At 68.6% G+C, this 15462-nt stretch carries 14 protein-coding genes and 1 pseudogene; 6 read left to right on the top strand and 9 right to left on the bottom strand.

Going from position 1 to position 15462, the window contains the following annotated elements:
* Positions 1-76 precede the first annotated feature (76 nt).
* Positions 77-640 (bottom strand): annotated as a pseudogene (locus tag AC04MD_RS05745) (cyanophycinase); the annotation flags it as partial.
* Positions 641-953: 313 nt separating this feature from the next.
* Between AC04MD_RS05745 and AC04MD_RS05740 the strand changes: the two are divergent.
* The 3 genes from AC04MD_RS05740 to AC04MD_RS05730 all read left to right on the top strand — a co-directional run bounded on the left by AC04MD_RS05740 (position 954) and on the right by AC04MD_RS05730 (position 5763).
* The gene (locus tag AC04MD_RS05740) at positions 954-1547 is read left to right on the top strand and encodes an RNA polymerase sigma factor (RefSeq protein ID WP_475496351.1); all 594 of its coding nucleotides are present in this window, start codon (positions 954-956) and stop codon (positions 1545-1547) included.
* Positions 1525-2583 (top strand): FecR family protein, encoded by a 1059-nt coding sequence (locus AC04MD_RS05735; RefSeq protein ID WP_475496350.1) that lies wholly within the window; start codon positions 1525-1527, stop codon positions 2581-2583. Before AC04MD_RS05740 ends, AC04MD_RS05735 begins: the two co-directional genes overlap by 23 nt.
* 99 nt (positions 2584-2682) lie before the next feature.
* Positions 2683-5763, top strand: coding sequence for a TonB-dependent receptor domain-containing protein (locus AC04MD_RS05730; protein WP_475496349.1), 3081 nt, complete (start codon positions 2683-2685; stop codon positions 5761-5763).
* Positions 5764-5814: 51 nt separating this feature from the next.
* Here the strand turns inward: AC04MD_RS05730 and AC04MD_RS05725 are convergent, their stop codons facing one another.
* Genes AC04MD_RS05725 through arfB form a run of 3 tightly spaced genes read right to left on the bottom strand, consistent with a single transcriptional unit; the run spans position 5815 to position 7147 of the window.
* Entirely contained in the window at positions 5815-6111 is a 297-nt protein-coding gene (locus AC04MD_RS05725; RefSeq protein WP_475496348.1) for a hypothetical protein, read from the bottom strand.
* Positions 6112-6672: a lysophospholipid acyltransferase family protein gene (locus AC04MD_RS05720; RefSeq protein ID WP_475496957.1), complete on the bottom strand. Its 561-nt coding sequence runs from the start codon at positions 6670-6672 to the stop codon at positions 6112-6114.
* Positions 6673-6712: 40 nt separating this feature from the next.
* Positions 6713-7147 (bottom strand): alternative ribosome rescue aminoacyl-tRNA hydrolase ArfB, encoded by a 435-nt coding sequence (gene arfB, locus AC04MD_RS05715; protein WP_475496347.1) that lies wholly within the window; start codon positions 7145-7147, stop codon positions 6713-6715.
* 124 nt (positions 7148-7271) lie between these two features.
* Here arfB and AC04MD_RS05710 point away from each other — a divergent pair, with 124 nt between their 5' ends.
* Positions 7272-7832 carry a DUF2059 domain-containing protein gene (locus AC04MD_RS05710; protein ID WP_475496346.1) on the top strand — a complete coding sequence of 187 codons (561 nt, stop codon included), beginning with the start codon at positions 7272-7274 and terminating at the stop codon, positions 7830-7832.
* Positions 7833-7973: 141 nt separating this feature from the next.
* Here the strand turns inward: AC04MD_RS05710 and ung are convergent, their stop codons facing one another.
* The 5 genes from ung to rhlB form a co-directional block, all read right to left on the bottom strand.
* Entirely contained in the window at positions 7974-8681 is a 708-nt protein-coding gene (gene ung / locus AC04MD_RS05705; protein ID WP_475496345.1) for a uracil-DNA glycosylase, read from the bottom strand.
* Between the two features lie 4 nt (positions 8682-8685).
* Complete coding sequence (locus AC04MD_RS05700) at positions 8686-9525, bottom strand: response regulator (protein ID WP_475496344.1); 840 nt, start codon at positions 9523-9525, stop codon at positions 8686-8688.
* 15 nt (positions 9526-9540) lie between these two features.
* Positions 9541-10485, bottom strand: a complete 945-nt coding sequence (gene ftsX / locus AC04MD_RS05695) for a permease-like cell division protein FtsX (RefSeq protein WP_475496343.1) — start codon at positions 10483-10485, stop codon at positions 9541-9543.
* Complete coding sequence (ftsE, locus tag AC04MD_RS05690; RefSeq protein ID WP_162111233.1) at positions 10482-11168, bottom strand: cell division ATP-binding protein FtsE; 687 nt, start codon at positions 11166-11168, stop codon at positions 10482-10484. The genes ftsX and ftsE overlap by 4 nt, the downstream gene beginning before the upstream one ends.
* 103 nt (positions 11169-11271) lie before the next feature.
* Positions 11272-12960 (bottom strand): ATP-dependent RNA helicase RhlB, encoded by a 1689-nt coding sequence (gene rhlB, locus AC04MD_RS05685; protein WP_475496342.1) that lies wholly within the window; start codon positions 12958-12960, stop codon positions 11272-11274.
* A gap of 226 nt (positions 12961-13186) precedes the next feature.
* Here rhlB and trxA point away from each other — a divergent pair, with 226 nt between their 5' ends.
* Positions 13187-13528, top strand: a complete 342-nt coding sequence (gene trxA / locus AC04MD_RS05680) for a thioredoxin TrxA (protein ID WP_475496341.1) — start codon at positions 13187-13189, stop codon at positions 13526-13528.
* Positions 13529-13737: 209 nt separating this feature from the next.
* Positions 13738-15438 (top strand): transcription termination factor Rho, encoded by a 1701-nt coding sequence (rho, locus tag AC04MD_RS05675; protein ID WP_475496340.1) that lies wholly within the window; start codon positions 13738-13740, stop codon positions 15436-15438.
* Positions 15439-15462 lie beyond the last annotated feature (24 nt).

The following is a 15462-nucleotide window of genomic DNA, read 5'->3' as shown; positions in this document are numbered from 1 at the left end:
GCACGAAGCCGCCCTTCACCACCGTGGCGCCGGCGCCCGGCGCGGTCGCGTAGACGCGCGCGCGGCCATCGCCTTCGACCGCGACCGCGGCATCCTCATCCACGCCCAACCCCAGGATCGGGCGGCCGGCCATCGATTCGGCCTTGGCGACGAAGGCGATCAGGCGGCCCAGGCGATTGCGTTCGCTGAAGTGCGTATCGGTCAGCACGCCCTTCAGCAGCGCCAGCTTCAGGAAATCCGTTTCGATGGTGTTGTCGGCGCCGAGCGGATCGGCCAGCGCACGCGGGCTGATCTGGCTGCCGCCGTCCATCGCGCCGTACAGGTACTCGCCCTGCATCGCCAGGCCTGCGCTGGTGCCGCCGAGCGGCTTGCCCGCGGCGACATGCGCATCCAGCGCGGCGCCGACCGGCGTGCCGCGCCAGTAGCGCACGTAGCGCGACTGGTCGCCGCCGGCGAGGAAGATGCCGTCCGCGCGCTTCAGGCTGCGCAGCACGGCGGGATCGCTCGCGCTTTCGCGGTCGCTGAACACCCAGGTTTCAACGGAGGCGATGCCGCCGACCTCGTTGAAGAACTCCTCGCCGATCTCGCCCGCCTGCGACGCGCGCAGCACGACGATGTGGCCGTTGCCGGCCTTCTTCATGAACCAGTGCATCGCATCGAAGTTGCGGTCGCCGCCGCCCATCAGCAGCAGGCCCGGCTGCACCTGTCCCGGCGTCTTCGCGTTGATGTCGCCGAGCACGTAGTGCGCCGGCTTGGCCGCCCACGCCGGCAAGGACAAGGCGAGCGCCACCACGCAGATCGCGCCGCGCTGCAACATGCCGAAGACAGAGACCATGCCGTACTCCCAGTTTCGAAGGTCGCGGCAGGATGCCACGCACCGATGACGGAGTGAGACGAACCGGCGGCCGTGTTCCCCCATGCGGAAGCGCGCGCGCTTGGGCTAGAGTGCGGCCATGCCCACCGAATTCGACGACTGGTTCGTCCGCGAGGTCCTCGTCCACGAACGCGCGCTCGCGCTGTTCCTGCAGCGCGCGTGGCCGCACCGCGACGAGTGGCACGACCTGCGCCAGGAGGTCTATGCGCGCGTGTACGAAGCGGCGGCGCGCGCGCGGCCGGACACGCCGAAGGCCTTCCTGTTCGCCACCGCGCGCCACCTGATGACCGACCGCCTGCGCCGCAGCCGGGTGGTGTCGATCGAGCCAGTGGGTGATTTCGAGTCCTCGAACGTCTACCTGATCGACGAGGTGTCGCCCGAGCGGTGGACCGGGACCCGCCAGGCGCTCAAGCGCGTGGTCGAGGCCCTGGACCGGCTCCCCGACCGTTGCCGCGAAGTGGTGTGGCTGCGGCGCGTGGAGGAGCTGCCGCAGAAGGACGTCGCCCGCCGACTGGGCATCAGCGAGAAGACCGTGGAAAAGCATTTGGCCAAAGGGATGCGCCTGATCGCCGACCACCTGTACGGCGGCGACGCCGTGCCTGCGCTGGACGGGCGACGTGCCCGGCCCGTCATGGACGAGGACGATGGGCATGGCCGACAGCAGACAGATTGAAGCGCTCGCGGCCGACTGGCTGGCCCGCCGCGATGCGGAAGGCTGGACGGCGGACGAGCAGCAGGGCCTGGACACGTGGCTGGCCGCGTCCGCGCGGCACAAGGTCGCGTTCCTGCGCCTGCAGTCCGCCTGGATCGAAGCCGGCCGCCTGCAGGCGCTGGCGGCGGGCCTGCCCGCGGGCACGCTGCCGCCGCGCAACGGTGCGGCAGCCGATGAAGACGGGCCGAAGGCGGATGCGCGTCCGGACCTGCGCGGCCTGACCTTCGCTCCACGCAATCGCGTCGACCACCGCCGTCGCGGCTGGCAGCACGGCCTCGCCGCGACGCTGGCGCTGGTCGCGCTCGGCTCGGTCGCCTGGGGCAGCTGGCAGCTGAGCGGTCGCGAGCAGGCGAGCTACGCCAGCGCCGTCGGCCAGATCCAGACCATCACGCTGCCGGACGGCTCCACCGCCACGCTGAGCAGCGACAGCCAGTTGGACGTGCGCCTCAGCCGTGGCGAACGGCATGTGGCGCTGGCGAAAGGCGAAGCCTTCTTCGATGTCGCGCACGACACGCGGCGCCCGTTCGTGGTCGAGACCGACGGCCGTCGCGTGGCCGCCGTGGGCACGCGCTTCTCGGTGCGGCGCGATCCGGACGAGATCCGCGTGGTGGTGACCGAAGGCAAGGTGCGGCTGGAGAGCCGCGCCGGCCCCGACGGCGCGGCGCAACCGGTCTCGCTGCTGCCCGCCGGCAGCGTCGCGACCGCCGGCCGCAGCGGCGTGCTGGTGCGTTCGCTGCCGGTGGCGGAGGCGGAACGGTATCTGGAATGGCGCGACGGCTTCCTGACCTTCGACGACACCTCGCTGGCGGACGCCGCGGCCGAGTTCAACCGCTTCAACACCCGCAAGCTGGAACTGGGCGACGCCGCCGTCGCCGACCTGCGCGTGGGCGGCAACTTCCGCTGGTCCAATGCCGAGGGCTTCGCGCACCTGCTGGAACAGGGGTTTCCCGTGCGCGCCGAGCGGCATGCGGACCGCATCGTCCTGCACACACGCTAGGCCGCGCACGCCACGACGAAGGTCACGGGGGGATTTGCGCGGTTCGTTCGTCCTGATAGCCAACAGGCGCCATTCCGAGCGCCCCCGGGGAGAGAGTCCATGCGGTATCCAGTGCGCGTCCTGTTGTTGAGTGCGGCCTGTAGCGTGGCGCTTGCCGCGCAGGCCCAGGCGGCCCCGGGCCGCATCGACCTGCCTGCGGGCGAACTGACGGCGGCGCTCAACACGCTGGCCAAGCAGTCCGGCACGCAGCTGGTCTACCGCGCCGACCAGTTGAAGGGCCGGCGCACCAGCGGGGTGCAGGGCGCCACGTCCACCGACCAGGCGCTCGACCGCCTGCTGCAGGGCAGCGGATTCCAGGCCAAGCGCGACGCCTCCGGCGCCGTGCTCATCGTGCAGGCCGACACCACGCCCCGTCGCGCACCGGCGCCGCGTCCCGCGCCTCAGGAGGCGCCTCCCGGCGGTGGCGCCCAGGCCGAAGAACCCGTAACCCAGCTGGAAACCCTGCAGGTCACCGGTTCGCGCATTCCGCGCGCGCAGATCGAAGGACCGGCACCGATCACGGTGGTGACGGCCGAGCAGATCCAGGCGGCCGGCTTCACCTCGGTGCCTGAAGTGCTGCGTTCGCTCAGCCAGAACAGCGGCAGCGTCCAGGGCCAGCAGAACACCACCAGCGCGCAGTCGACGCCCGGCGCACAGGCGGCCGACCTGCGCGGCCTCGGCCCCAACCACACGCTGGTGCTGATCAACGGCCGCCGCATCGCCGACTTCCCGCTGCCGCTCAACGGCCGCAGCAACTTCACCGACATCGGCAACATCCCGCTCGGCATGATCGATCGCATCGAAGTGCTGACCGGCAGCGCATCCGCCGTGTACGGCTCGGACGCGATGGCGGGCGTGATCAACTTCATCCTGAAGAAGTCCACCGACGGCACCACCTTCGACTACCGCTACGGCAACACCGAGCGCGGTGGCGGCGAATCCCACCGGCTGACGCTGACCACCGGCTTCGAGCGGGAGAACTTCAGCGGCATCGTCGGCGTGGAGCTGCTGGACAAGCGCCCGTTGTGGGGCTACGAGCGCGAGAACCAGGATTCGACGCTCGACGCGCCGACCTCGCGCCGCCGCCTGCCGCGCCTCACCGCGCAGCGCTACGACTGGGACGACGACGTCAACATCGCGCCGGCCGACGACTGCCGCGCCATGTCCGGCCTCAACGACGGCACGACGGTGCTGGCCGAGGACCGCTTCGGCGAACCTTACTGCGGCAGCGAGCGCGCCATCGCGTATCGCACGATCCAGAACGAGCGCAAGGGCTACACCGCGTACGGCTCGTTCGAATACCGCTTCTCGGACAGCCTGTCCTGGTTCGCCGACGTGCAGCTCGGCCGCCAGGAAGTCCGCCTGCTGACCGGCACCAACGGCAACGACGTGGTCAGCGACGTCATGGGCTGGGAGTTCCACGATCCCAACTCGACCGACAACAATGACAAGATCTTCTACAACGCCGTCACCGGCCACTACGAGATCTGGTCGCGCCAGTTCACGCCCGAGGAAATCGGCGGCCTCGGCAACCGCATGAACGTCACCACCCAGAAGACGTTCGCGGTGACGACGGGCCTGCAGGGCGCGTTCGGCGACAACTGGAACTGGGAAGCCGCGTACAACCACTCGCAGTACAAGGCCGACGTCGGCATGCCGCGCATCCGCGCCGCTGCCGCCAACCGGCTGTTCCTGGGCGAACAGCAGGGCTACGACGCGGATGGCTATGCGATCTTCAGCCCGGATCCGACCCGCCTGTTCACGCCGCTGACGCCGGCCGAGTTCGCATCGATCGGGGCCATGTCGACCTTCCGCCCGAAGGCGGACAACGACAACCTCAGTTTCACCGTCGACACGCCGGCGCTGTTCTCGATGCCGGCCGGCGACGTCGGCTTCGCCGGCGCCATCGAATACGGCACGCAGTCCTACGACATCAATCCCGATCCGCTGGCGCTGACGGCCGATGCCTACTACGGCCCGCGCTACGGCGACGGCAGCGGCGACCGTGACCGCTGGAGCGTGGCCGGCGAAGTGCGCCTGCCGCTGCTGTCCTCGTTGCAGGCCAGCCTGGCCGGCCGCTACGACCGCTACGAATACGGCAACAAGAACCCCAGCAAGTTCACCTACAGCGCCGGCCTGGAATGGCGTCCGATCGACACGCTGCTGGTGCGCGGCTCCTATGGCACCGGCTTCCGCGCGCCGGACATGCACTACCTGTTCGCGGGCGACGACTACTACCGCACGCTGTCGACCGACTACTACCAGTGCCGTACCGACGAGCCGGGTTTCAGCGACGCCGACTGTTACGACGACGGCACCTGGGACATCAACACGTTCGACGTCTACACCGGCAACATCGACCTGGATGTCGAGACCAGCAAGTCGTTCTCCGCCGGCATCGTCTGGTCGCCCTTCGCCAACTTCGACCTGGCGGTGGACTACTACAAGATCCGCGTGTCCAACCAGGTGCAGACCCAGAGCCGCGAACAGCTGCGCATCGACGAGGCCAACTGCCGCCTCGGCACCACCGAAAGCGGCACTCCCGTCGACATCAGCTCCCCGACCTGCGTGGATGCGCTCGCCCGGGTGATCCGCGACGCGGACGGCGACATCACCAGCGTCCGCTTCGCGCCGATCAACATCGCCAACGAGGAAACCACCGGCGTCGACCTGACCGCCAACTATCGCCTCACCACGGACAACGCCGGCGAGTTCCGCTTCACCGGTTCCTACACCTGGACCGACACCCACACCCGCCAGCAGTACCCGGGCGATCCCGAAGAAGACATGCTGGACCTGAGCTTCAGCGCGACCACCCTGCCGCGCAACAAGGGCAACCTCGGCATCAGCTGGGATCGCGACAAGGTGGGGCTGAGCTTCTTCGGCAACTACCTGGGCCAGGTGGCGAACTACAACAACGACGCGTGGACCGGGTCGACCTGGCGCTTCAACGGCGGCGCCCGCTTCGACATCACCGACCACCTGCGCCTGTCGCTGTCGGTCACCAACCTGATGGACAAGATGCCGCCGCGCGACGCGACGTGGGCGAACTACCCGTACTACGACACGTCCTGGTTCGACTCGATGGGCCGCAGCTACTTCGTGCAGCTCACCTGGAAGCTGGGCGGCGAGAAGCTGTAACCCCATCCATCGCGCTGAAGAGAAGGCCCGCCGACAGGCGGGCCTTCTTGTTCATGGCACCTCGTGAAGAGATGCGGGATCGACTTCGGCTTCCGAGCGGTAGATCCATCGGTCACCGCTGCGCTGATACAACGCCTCGAACTGGCGCATTGCGCCGCCCGCACACTGCATCTCCAGGATCATGTAGACGTTGTCGTCGTCACCTTCACCGGGCTCAGCGTCGATCAGCACGCAATCCGCATGCCTTGCCCGCGCTTCGCGCTCGATCTGCTCCGCATCCGGATCATGGAATGCGCAAGCCGCCACGCGAGGCAGCACGCACGGCAGGATCCAGCGGACGTTGCGCACTCACACCGTCCCGCGGTTCTTCCCCTGCCACGGCCGGTACCACTCGCGGATCGCGGCCATGTCGGTCTCCATGTCGCCGGTCGGGTAGTACACGTCGCCGATGCCGACGATCTTGTCCGGGTAGTGGAAGTACGCCATCAGGATCGGCACCTGCGCCTGATGGGCGATCTTGAGGAAGCCACCCTTCCACTTGTCCACGCGCTTGCGCGTGCCCTCGGGCGTCAGCGCGAACCACATCTTGTCGGACGTGCGGATCATCCGCACGGCCTGCTCGACCGTGCCCTGCGGCGAAGCGCGGTCCACCGGCACCACGCCCAGCTTGCGCAGCAGCGGCGACAGCGGCCACCAGAACAGCTGCGCCTTGCCCAGCACGCGCACCTGGAAGCCCATCGCGATCTTCGCCGCCATGCCCCAGATGCCGTCCCAGTTGGACGAGTGCGGCGCGACGATCATCACCAGCTTGGGGAGGTCCGGCAGCGTGCCCTCGATCCGCCAGCCGAACATCCGCAGGAAGGTGCGCCCCATCCAGCGGGTGAAGCGGTTGGGCGGCACCTGCGGCATGCTGGGCGGGATGCGCGGAACGATGTCGTGGCTCAAACAATTACTCCCATTGGCTCTTCTGCGAGCGGCCGCGCTTGACCTGGCTGCGCTCGCGCTTGGCGTCCAGACGCCGCGCCTTGGCGGCACGCGAGGGCTTGGTGGCGACGCGCTTCTTCGGCACGACCAGCGCGGCGGCGATGATGCCTGCCAGGCGTTCGCGTGCGTCCTGCCGGTTGCGGTCCTGGGTGCGGAAGCGCTGCGCGTCGATCACCAGCACGCCCTCGTCGGTCAGTCGCCGATCACGCTTGGCGAGCAAGCGCTCGCGCAGCGGCTCCGGCAGCGACGGCGAACCGGCCACGTCGAAGCGCAGCTCCACCGCCGTCGCCACCTTGTTGACGTTCTGGCCGCCGGCGCCGCTCGCGCGCACGAAGCGCTCGACCAGTTCGTCGTCCGGAATCGCCAGCGTGGGCGTGATCTCGAGTGCGGTGCTCCCCATGCGGCGGATTGTAGTCAGGATAGGCGTCGGTTCGTAGCGGACCCCCGCAGGATCGGCGCCAGTTAACACCAGATTTACTCCTCGGCAGGCACCCTGTGCCCCCGTTCCACGCCACCCGCACTGCATGATCGCTGCCTCGCTGACCGCGGCCCGCCGGCTTTCCCGCCTCCTCCTCGTCATGGTCGCGCTGGCCTGCGCCGGCACCGCCTTCGCGGCGGAACCTTCCGATGCCGACATCGACCGCCTGCTGAAGGCCTCGCGCGCCGAAAGCCTGCTGGCCGGCGTGGTCCCGCAGATGGAGGCCGTGCAGCAGCAGGAGTTCGACAAGCATTTCGCCGGCAAGGAAATGACCGACGAGCAGAAGGCCGAGGTCGCCCGCATCCAGAGCAAGACCCAGGAGATCGTGCGCAAGGCGCTGTCGTGGGAAGAGATGCGCCCGGTCTACCTGGACGTCTACAAGAAGACCTACACGCGCGAGGACGTGCGCGCGATCACCAAGTTCTACGAGAGCGCGGCCGGCCAGCGCATGCTCGACAAGAACCCGGCCCTGATGCAGAACATCATGAGTGCCGTGCAGCTGAAGATGGTGCCGATGCTGGAAGAGCTGCAGAGTGAAATCAGGAACATCCCGGTCACGCCGCCCCCACCGGTATCGCCGCCGCAGAAGCGCAGGCGCACGCGCTGATCTCCCGGAAGAACGACTGCCCGCTGATCTCCCGGGAAAACGACTGTCGGAGCGGGCCATGCCCGCGATGCACTTCGGTCGGATCGCACAAAAGGCATCGCGGGCATGGCCCGCTCCTACACGTCCGACCCCAAGTGCGCGTCACAGCACCAACTGGTCACGCGGCGGCAACCGCCAGTCGATGGGCGCCTGACCCTTCTGCGCGAGGTACTGGTTGGTCGCGCTGAAATGCCCGCACCCCAGGAAGCCGCGATGCGCCGACAGCGGCGACGGATGCGGTGCGCGCAGCACGCGGTGGCGGCGCGTGTCGATCACCTTGCCCTTGGCCTGCGCGTAGCTGCCCCACAGCAGGAAGACCAGGCCCTCGCGTTCGCGCGCCAGCGTCTCGATGGCGTGGTCGGTGAAGCCTTCCCAGCCCTTGCCCTGGTGTGCGCCCGCACGGCCATCCTCGACCGTCAGCACGGCATTGAGCAGCAGTACGCCCTGACGCGCCCACGGCAACAGGCAGCCATGGTCGGGCGGCGCGATACCGAGATCGGCGTTGATTTCCTTGTAGATGTTCACCAGCGACGGCGGCACCGGCACGCCCGGCAGCACCGAAAAACACAGGCCGTGCGCCTGCCCCGGCCCGTGGTACGGATCCTGCCCCAGGATCACCACCTTCACGTCGTCGAACGGCGTGGCGTCGAACGCGGCGAAGATCTGCGGCCCCGGCGGATAGATACGCGCCCCGGCGGCCTTGCGCTGGCGCAGGAAAGCCGACAGCTCCTGCATCTCCGGGCGCGACAGCCAGTCGCCGATGCGCGCCTTCCACGAGGGTTCCAGCCTGACGCGGTCGTCGTCCGTCATGCGCTCAGACCAGGCTGCGCGTTTCGTCCATGCGCGCCAGGCGCAACTGGAACAGCACCTTGGTGACCAGCAGGCGCTCGGCGATCGGCTTCAGCACCAGGTCGTTGGCACCGGCCTGCAACAGCTCGGCCTGGTTGTCGCGGTTGCTGTCGCCGGTCATCACCAGGATCGGCAGGCGCCGCTTGCCGTAGGCGAAATCCACGCGGATGCGCTGCACGATGTCGCGCCCGCTCAGCTCGCCTTTCAGGATGACGTCGGTCAGCACCAGGTCGAACTTGTGCGTGGACAGGCCCAGCGATTCGGCGGTGAGCAGCGCGAAGGCATCCTCCGCCTTCATCACGTGCACCACGTTGAGCGCCTGCCGCTCCAGCATGCGCTTGGTGGTCTCGGCGACGACACGGCTGTCCTCGATGTAGAGGATGGTGGCGCCGACCACCGGCTCGGGCTGCACGTAGCCACGGATGAAGGTCGCTAGGGCTTCATGGCCCAGCGCCTTGTCGAAATAGTCGGTGACGAACTCGGTGAAGCGGCGCTCTTCCAGATGCTGCTGCGCATCGCCGGACACGACGATGACCGGCACGTACGCCTGACCCGCCGCTTCGCGCACGCTGCGCGCGATCTCCATGCCATCGCCGTCCGGCAGCGCCAGCGCGGTGGTCACCAGGTGCACTTCGCCGGCCGCCAGCGCCTCGCGCGCCTCGGCGATGCTGGCGCAACCGATCACCTGCACGCCCGGCAGTTCGCGCTGCAGCACATCGGCAATCAGCTTGCGGACCAGCTTCGACCCGTCCACCACCATCACGCGGGGCGTGTCGCTGATCAGATGCCGGAGCTCTTGGGCCATGAAGGTGCGGGAAGGTCAGGTGGCAGTCGGACGAGTCTGACGCAAGAAGTGGCCGGTCACCAGCCATGCGCCCAACCAGCCGATCGCCGTGGCCGCCACGACGACGGCCGTCGCGCCGACCGGATCCAGTCCGACGAGCGCAAACGGGCTGCCATAGCTGCGCGCCAGCGACGCCAGCGGCGCACGCAGCGCCAGCGCCGCCAGTGTCAGCAGGCCGAGCGCCAGCGCACCTGCCGCGAGCCCGTACCACGCACCGATATAGACGAACGGCCGGCGGATGAAGCCGTCGCTCGCGCCCAGCAACTGCAGCACGCCGATCTCCTCGCGCCGCGACTGGATGTCCAGGCGCACGGTGTTGCCGACCACCAGCAGCGCGCCCAGGCCGAACAATGCCGCCAGCACCCAGACCAGTCGCTGGCCGAAGCCCATCCAGCCGGCGAGGCGCTCGCGCCAGGCGGCATCGTGCTGCAGCAGGTCGGTTTCGGGCAGCGCCTCGAGCGCGGCGACTAGGCGTACCTCATCGCCTTCGGGCACCACCACCAGCAGGCTGGGCAACGGATTGCCGTCCAGCAGGTCCAGGGAACCCGCCAGGCCACTGCGCTCGCGGAATTCCGCCAGGCCCTGCGCCGGCGTACGCAGTTCGACGCGGGCGACATCGTCGCGGCTACGCAACGCTTCCGCCAACGCCTGCGCGCGGGCGACCGGCGTGTCCGGGGTCAGGAACAGGTCGATCTCGCGCGACTGCTGCACGTCGCCCGCGAAATGGCCGACGTTCTGCAGCGCCAGCCACAGTCCGAGCGGCAGCACGAACGCCACCGCCATCACCCCGATCGTCAGCAGCGTGGCCCACGGACGGCGCACGGTGCGGCCCAGGCTGGAGACGAAACTGTAGAGATGCTGGTCGAGCCAGATGCCGAACCCGGAGCGCGCCTGCGCGCGGCTGTTCTTCGCGTCGATCATTCGGCCAGGTCCGCCGGGGAAATGTCGTCGACCAGCTTGCCGTGGTCGAGGATCAGCACGCGCTTCTTCATGCGCTTCAGCAGCGACAGGTCGTGGCTGACCACCAGCACGCTGGTGCCGCGCTCGGGCATGGAGGCGAACAGCGACATGATCTCCGCCGCGAGCGTCGGATCGAGATTGCCGGTCGGCTCGTCCGCCACCAGCAGACGCGGCTCGGCGACGATGGCGCGCGCGATGCCGACGCGCTGCTGTTCGCCCGCGGACAGCTGAGTGGGCAGCGCGTTCTCGCGATGGCCCAGGCCCAGCCGCGCCAGCACTTCGCGCACGCGCTTGCCGATGTCGCCACGGCGGTCGCCGCGCAGGATCAGCGGCAGCGAGACGTTCTCCATCACCGTGCGGTCGGTCAGGAGGCGATGGTCCTGGTAGACCGCGCCGACCTCGCGACGATGCAGCGGGATGCGCCCGCCGCGCACCTTCAGCAGGTTCCTGCCACCGAACACGACGGCACCGCGACTGGGCCGCTCGCTCAGGTGGATCAGCTTCAGGAGCGTGCTCTTGCCGGCACCGGAATGGCCGGTGACGAACAGCATCTCGCCCTCGGCCACCTCGAAGCTGACGTCCTCCAGCGCCGCGTGGCCACCGGGGTATTGCTTGCTGACGTTTTCGAATCGGAGGACGCTCATGTCCGTCGATTATGCCGGACCCGTCGAGACGCTGGCGATGCCGACACGCAAAGAAAAAGCCGGGACATGCCCGGCTTCTCCTCGACGCGCGCGATGACGGGGCTCAGCCGCCGGACACCAGCGAGCGGATCTTGCGGCCCAGCTTCGTCAGGAAACCCGCATTGTCGTCGGCCGGCTTGGGCGCGGCCGCCGGCTTCGCGGCGACCGGCGCGGCATTCGCCACGGCGCCTTCGGCACCCTCGAGCGGACGGCCATGGCGACGACGACGGCGCTTGCGCGGCTTGCGCTCGCCTTCCGGCAGCGCAGCGGCATCGGAACGGACGTCCTCGTTCGCCGGACGCGGCGCCTGCGGCTTCGCCGCTTCGCCTTCCGGACGCGGTGCGCGCGGCGGACGCGGCTTGCCGTCGGCCGAACGCGGCCCTTCGCGGCGGCCGCCCTCGCGGCGGCCTCCGTCGCGACGACCGGCGCCACCGGATCCACCCGGCTTGCGGCCACCGCCACGACGTTCCTCATCGGCGGCTTTCTGCTCACGTGCCTCGCGGAAGATCTGGCTGACGCTTTCTTCTTCCTCGTCACCCTCGCCGGCGACCGGCTTCGGACGTTCCGGACGCGGCAGCGCGGTCAGCAGTTCGGCCGTGACCGGCTCGGACGGGATCTTCTGCTCGATGTAGGCCTCGATGTCGGGCAGCGACATCGCATAGCGTTCGCAGGCGAAGCTGATCGCGTCGCCCTCGGCGCCGAGGCGCGCGGTGCGGCCGATGCGGTGCACGTAGTCCTCGGCGTCGAACGGCAGGTCGTAATTGAACACGTGCGACACGCCGTCGATGTGCAGGCCGCGCGCGGCCACGTCGGTGGCCACCAGCAGTTCCAGCTGGCCGGCCTGGAAGCGCTTCAGCAGCGACTCGCGCTTCTTCTGCGGCACGTCGCCGGACAGCACGCCGACGCGGTAGCCGGCACGCTCCAGCGCGCGCGCCACGCGCTCGACGAAGGCCTTGGTGTTGACGAACACCATCGTGCGCGCGCCTTCGCTGCGCGACAGCAGGCCGATCAGCAGCGGGATCTTCTCTTCGTCGGCCGGGTAGTACAGCTTCTGCCGCACCTTCGCCGCAGTGATGAACTCGGTCTCGACGACGAGCTTCTCCGGCTCGTTCATGTGCTCGTACGCCAGTTCCAGCACGCGATGCGACAGCGTGGCCGAGAACAGCAGCGTCTGCCGCGTGGTGCGCTCGGGCATGCGGCGCAGCAGGAAGCGGATGTCCTTGATGAAGCCGAGGTCGAACATGCGGTCGGCTTCGTCCAGCACGCACATCTCGCACGCGTGCAGGCTGACCACCTTGTGCTGCTTGACGTAATCGATCAGGCGACCCGGCGTGGCGATGATGACGTCGACGCCCTGCTGCAGCAGTTCACGCTGCTTGTCGTAGTCCACGCCGCCGTAGACCAGCGCGAAGCGCAGGCCGAGGTCGGCGCCGAACTTCACCGCATCCTTGTGGATCTGGATGGCCAGCTCGCGGGTCGGCGCCAGGATCAGCGCGCGCGGATCTTCCGGCTTGCGCTCGGCCAGCGCAGGGCGGGTCAGCAGGCGATTCATCACCGCGACCAGGAAGGCCAGCGTCTTGCCGGTGCCGGTCTGCGCCTGGCCGGCGACATCGCCGCCCTTCAAGGCGACCGGCAGCGTCATCGCCTGGATCGGCGTGCAACGGGAGAAACCTGCGCCTTCCAACCCCGCGAGGAGCGCCGGATGCAGGTCGAACGAGGAGAACGTGATGTCGGTTAACGGTTTGTCGCTCATGCCTTCTTCTTTGCGTCGCTGTGTTCCGCGCGCGTCTCGTATGAATGCGGTGGGTGTGCTTGCAACGGCCTGACCGGCGTCGCACACTGCGCCCCCTGTGCCGGGTTGCGCGACCACCTGGGAACCCTTGATAAAGGTCGCGGAACGCCCCAGTTTACCCCAATCGTGGTGGCCGTCCCGGCCCGAACCCGTCCGCGCCCGCCCGCGGACCCCGCAGGAGATCCCCGTGAGCAACAAAGTGACCCACGTCGGCGATGCCGATTTCGATGCTGCCGTACTGCAGTCCGGTGAGCCGGTCCTGGTGGACTTCTGGGCCGAATGGTGCGGCCCGTGCAAGATGATTTCCCCGGTCCTCGACGAGCTGGCCGAGACCTACGGCGGCAAGCTGAAGGTCGCCAAGGTGAACGTGGACGAGAACCGCGCCACCGCCATCAAGTACCACGTCCGCTCCATCCCGATGCTGCTGCTGTTCAAGGGCGGCCAGATCCAGGCCACCCAGATCGGCGCCGTCGGCAAGGGCCAGCTGACCCAGATGATCGACAAGGCCCTGGGCTCCCAGGCTGCCTGACCCTCGCCCGCCCCCGCCAAGGCGGGGGCCCGCAGGCTGAATCCGCTTGAACCCGTCGCCCCTGCGCGGCTTGCCGGCACTCCGGGCCGGTGGTAGTGTCGGACCCGAATTCCGGCGCAGGGGATGCGCCGCACCCATCTGAACACCCACTCTTCACTTCACCCCGCCGCCGCAACGCCGGCGCTCGCCACCTAGCGAGGATTCGCAACTTGTCCGACAGCAGCAACGAAACCGGCGCTCCCGCCGAGAAGCGCGTGCGCAAAGCCCGCGTTCCGAAAACCCCGACCACCGACACCGCCGCCGCGCCCACCGAGCGCGCGTCCGATCCGGCGCCCCAGCTTCCGCTTCCGCCCGTCGTGGCCGAACGCGCACCGGCTCCGCCCGCAGCACCCGCCGCGCCTGCCCCGTCCCAGGACGGTGGTGGCGACGCCGCGCCGCAGGCCCAGAGTGGCGGCGGCCAGCACGAAGGCGGCGACCAGCGCGACGGCAACCGCTTCAATAACAACAATCGCCGCGACCGCTTCCGCAACCGACGCGAACGCAACCGCGACCGGCAGGGCCACGACGGCATGCCGCAGGACGGCAACGGCGGTGGCCAGGAGGCCTTCGTGCCGCGGCAGCCGCCGAACGTGCCGGAGGGCTTCCCGCAGTATTCGCTGGGCGACCTCAAGCGCATGCCCGCGCCCAAGCTGCTGGACATCGCCGAGCAACTGAACATCCAGGAAGGTGTCGCACGCGCCCGCAAGCAGGACGTGATCTTCGCGCTGCTGAAGGTGCTGACCCGCCACGGTGAAGGCGTCGCCGCCGACGGTGTGCTGGAAATCCTGCCGGACGGCTTCGGCTTCCTGCGCGCCGCCGAGGCCAGCTACCTGGCCGGCCCGGACGACGTGTACATCAGCCCCAGCCAGATCCGCCGCTTCAACCTGCGTACCGGCGACCACCTGGCCGGCCGCATCCGCTGGCCGAAGGACGGCGAGCGCTACTTCGCGCTGTCAACCATCGACACGATCAACGGCGAGCCGCTGGAAGCGTCGAAGAACAAAGTGCTGTTCGAGAACCTGACGCCGCTGTTCCCGCGCCGCCGCTTCACCCTGGAGCGCGGCAACGGTTCGTCGGAAGACATCGCCGGCCGCATCCTCGACCTGATGGCGCCGCAGGGCAAGGGTCAGCGCGCGCTGATCGTGTCGCCGCCGAAGGCCGGCAAGACGATCATGATGCAGCAGATCGCCACCGCCATCACGACCAACCACCCGGACGTGCACCTGATCGTGCTGCTGGTGGACGAGCGTCCGGAAGAAGTGACCGAAATGCAGCGCACCGTGCGCGGCGAAGTGGTCAGCTCCACGTTCGACGAACCCGCCGCGCGCCACGTGCAGGTCGCCGAAATGGTGATCGAGCGCGCCAAGCGCCTGGTCGAGCACAAGAAGGACGTGGTGATCATGCTGGACTCGATCACCCGCCTGGCCCGCGCCTACAACAACGTCGTGCCCAGTTCCGGCAAGGTGCTGACCGGCGGCGTGGACGCCAACGCCCTGCACCGCCCGAAGCGCTTCTTCGGCGCCGCGCGCAACGTCGAGGAAGGCGGTTCGCTGACCATCATCGCCACCGCGCTGGTCGAGACCGGCAGCAAGATGGACGAGGTGATCTACGAAGAGTTCAAGGGCACCGGCAACAGCGAAGTGCACCTCAACCGCCGCATCACCGAGAAGCGCGTCTACCCGGCCATCGACATCAACCGCTCCGGCACCCGCCGCGAGGATTTGCTGATCGAGCCGGAGCTGCTGCAGAAGATCTGGATCCTGCGCAAGCTGCTGCACCCGATGGACGAGATCGCGGCGATGGAGTTCCTGCTGGACAAGATGAAGAACACCAAGTCCAACGACGAGTTCTTCAGTTCGATGAAGCGCTGATCGGTCTCGCTGCAGGAAACAAAA

The organism is Pseudoxanthomonas sp. LjRoot206 (assembly GCF_056175725.1).
The sequence above is the reverse complement of the archived record's forward strand: the minus strand, read 5'-3'. Positions and strand labels throughout refer to the sequence as shown.

Excerpts from the sequence above, each read along its gene's own strand:
- AC04MD_RS05740 (WP_475496351.1), top strand. The coding sequence starts at position 954 with ATGCCCACCGAATTCGACGACTGGTTCGTCCGCGAGGTCCTCGTCCAC.
- AC04MD_RS05735 (WP_475496350.1), top strand. The coding sequence starts at position 1,525 with ATGGCCGACAGCAGACAGATTGAAGCGCTCGCGGCCGACTGGCTGGCC.
- AC04MD_RS05730 (WP_475496349.1), top strand. The coding sequence starts at position 2,683 with ATGCGGTATCCAGTGCGCGTCCTGTTGTTGAGTGCGGCCTGTAGCGTG.
- AC04MD_RS05720 (WP_475496957.1), bottom strand. The coding sequence starts at position 6,672 with ATGCCGCAGGTGCCGCCCAACCGCTTCACCCGCTGGATGGGGCGCACC.
- arfB (WP_475496347.1), bottom strand. The coding sequence starts at position 7,147 with ATGGGGAGCACCGCACTCGAGATCACGCCCACGCTGGCGATTCCGGAC.
- AC04MD_RS05710 (WP_475496346.1), top strand. The coding sequence starts at position 7,272 with ATGATCGCTGCCTCGCTGACCGCGGCCCGCCGGCTTTCCCGCCTCCTC.
- ung (WP_475496345.1), bottom strand. The coding sequence starts at position 8,681 with ATGACGGACGACGACCGCGTCAGGCTGGAACCCTCGTGGAAGGCGCGC.
- AC04MD_RS05700 (WP_475496344.1), bottom strand. The coding sequence starts at position 9,525 with ATGGCCCAAGAGCTCCGGCATCTGATCAGCGACACGCCCCGCGTGATG.
- ftsX (WP_475496343.1), bottom strand. The coding sequence starts at position 10,485 with ATGATCGACGCGAAGAACAGCCGCGCGCAGGCGCGCTCCGGGTTCGGC.
- ftsE (WP_162111233.1), bottom strand. The coding sequence starts at position 11,168 with ATGAGCGTCCTCCGATTCGAAAACGTCAGCAAGCAATACCCCGGTGGC.
- rhlB (WP_475496342.1), bottom strand. The coding sequence starts at position 12,960 with ATGAGCGACAAACCGTTAACCGACATCACGTTCTCCTCGTTCGACCTG.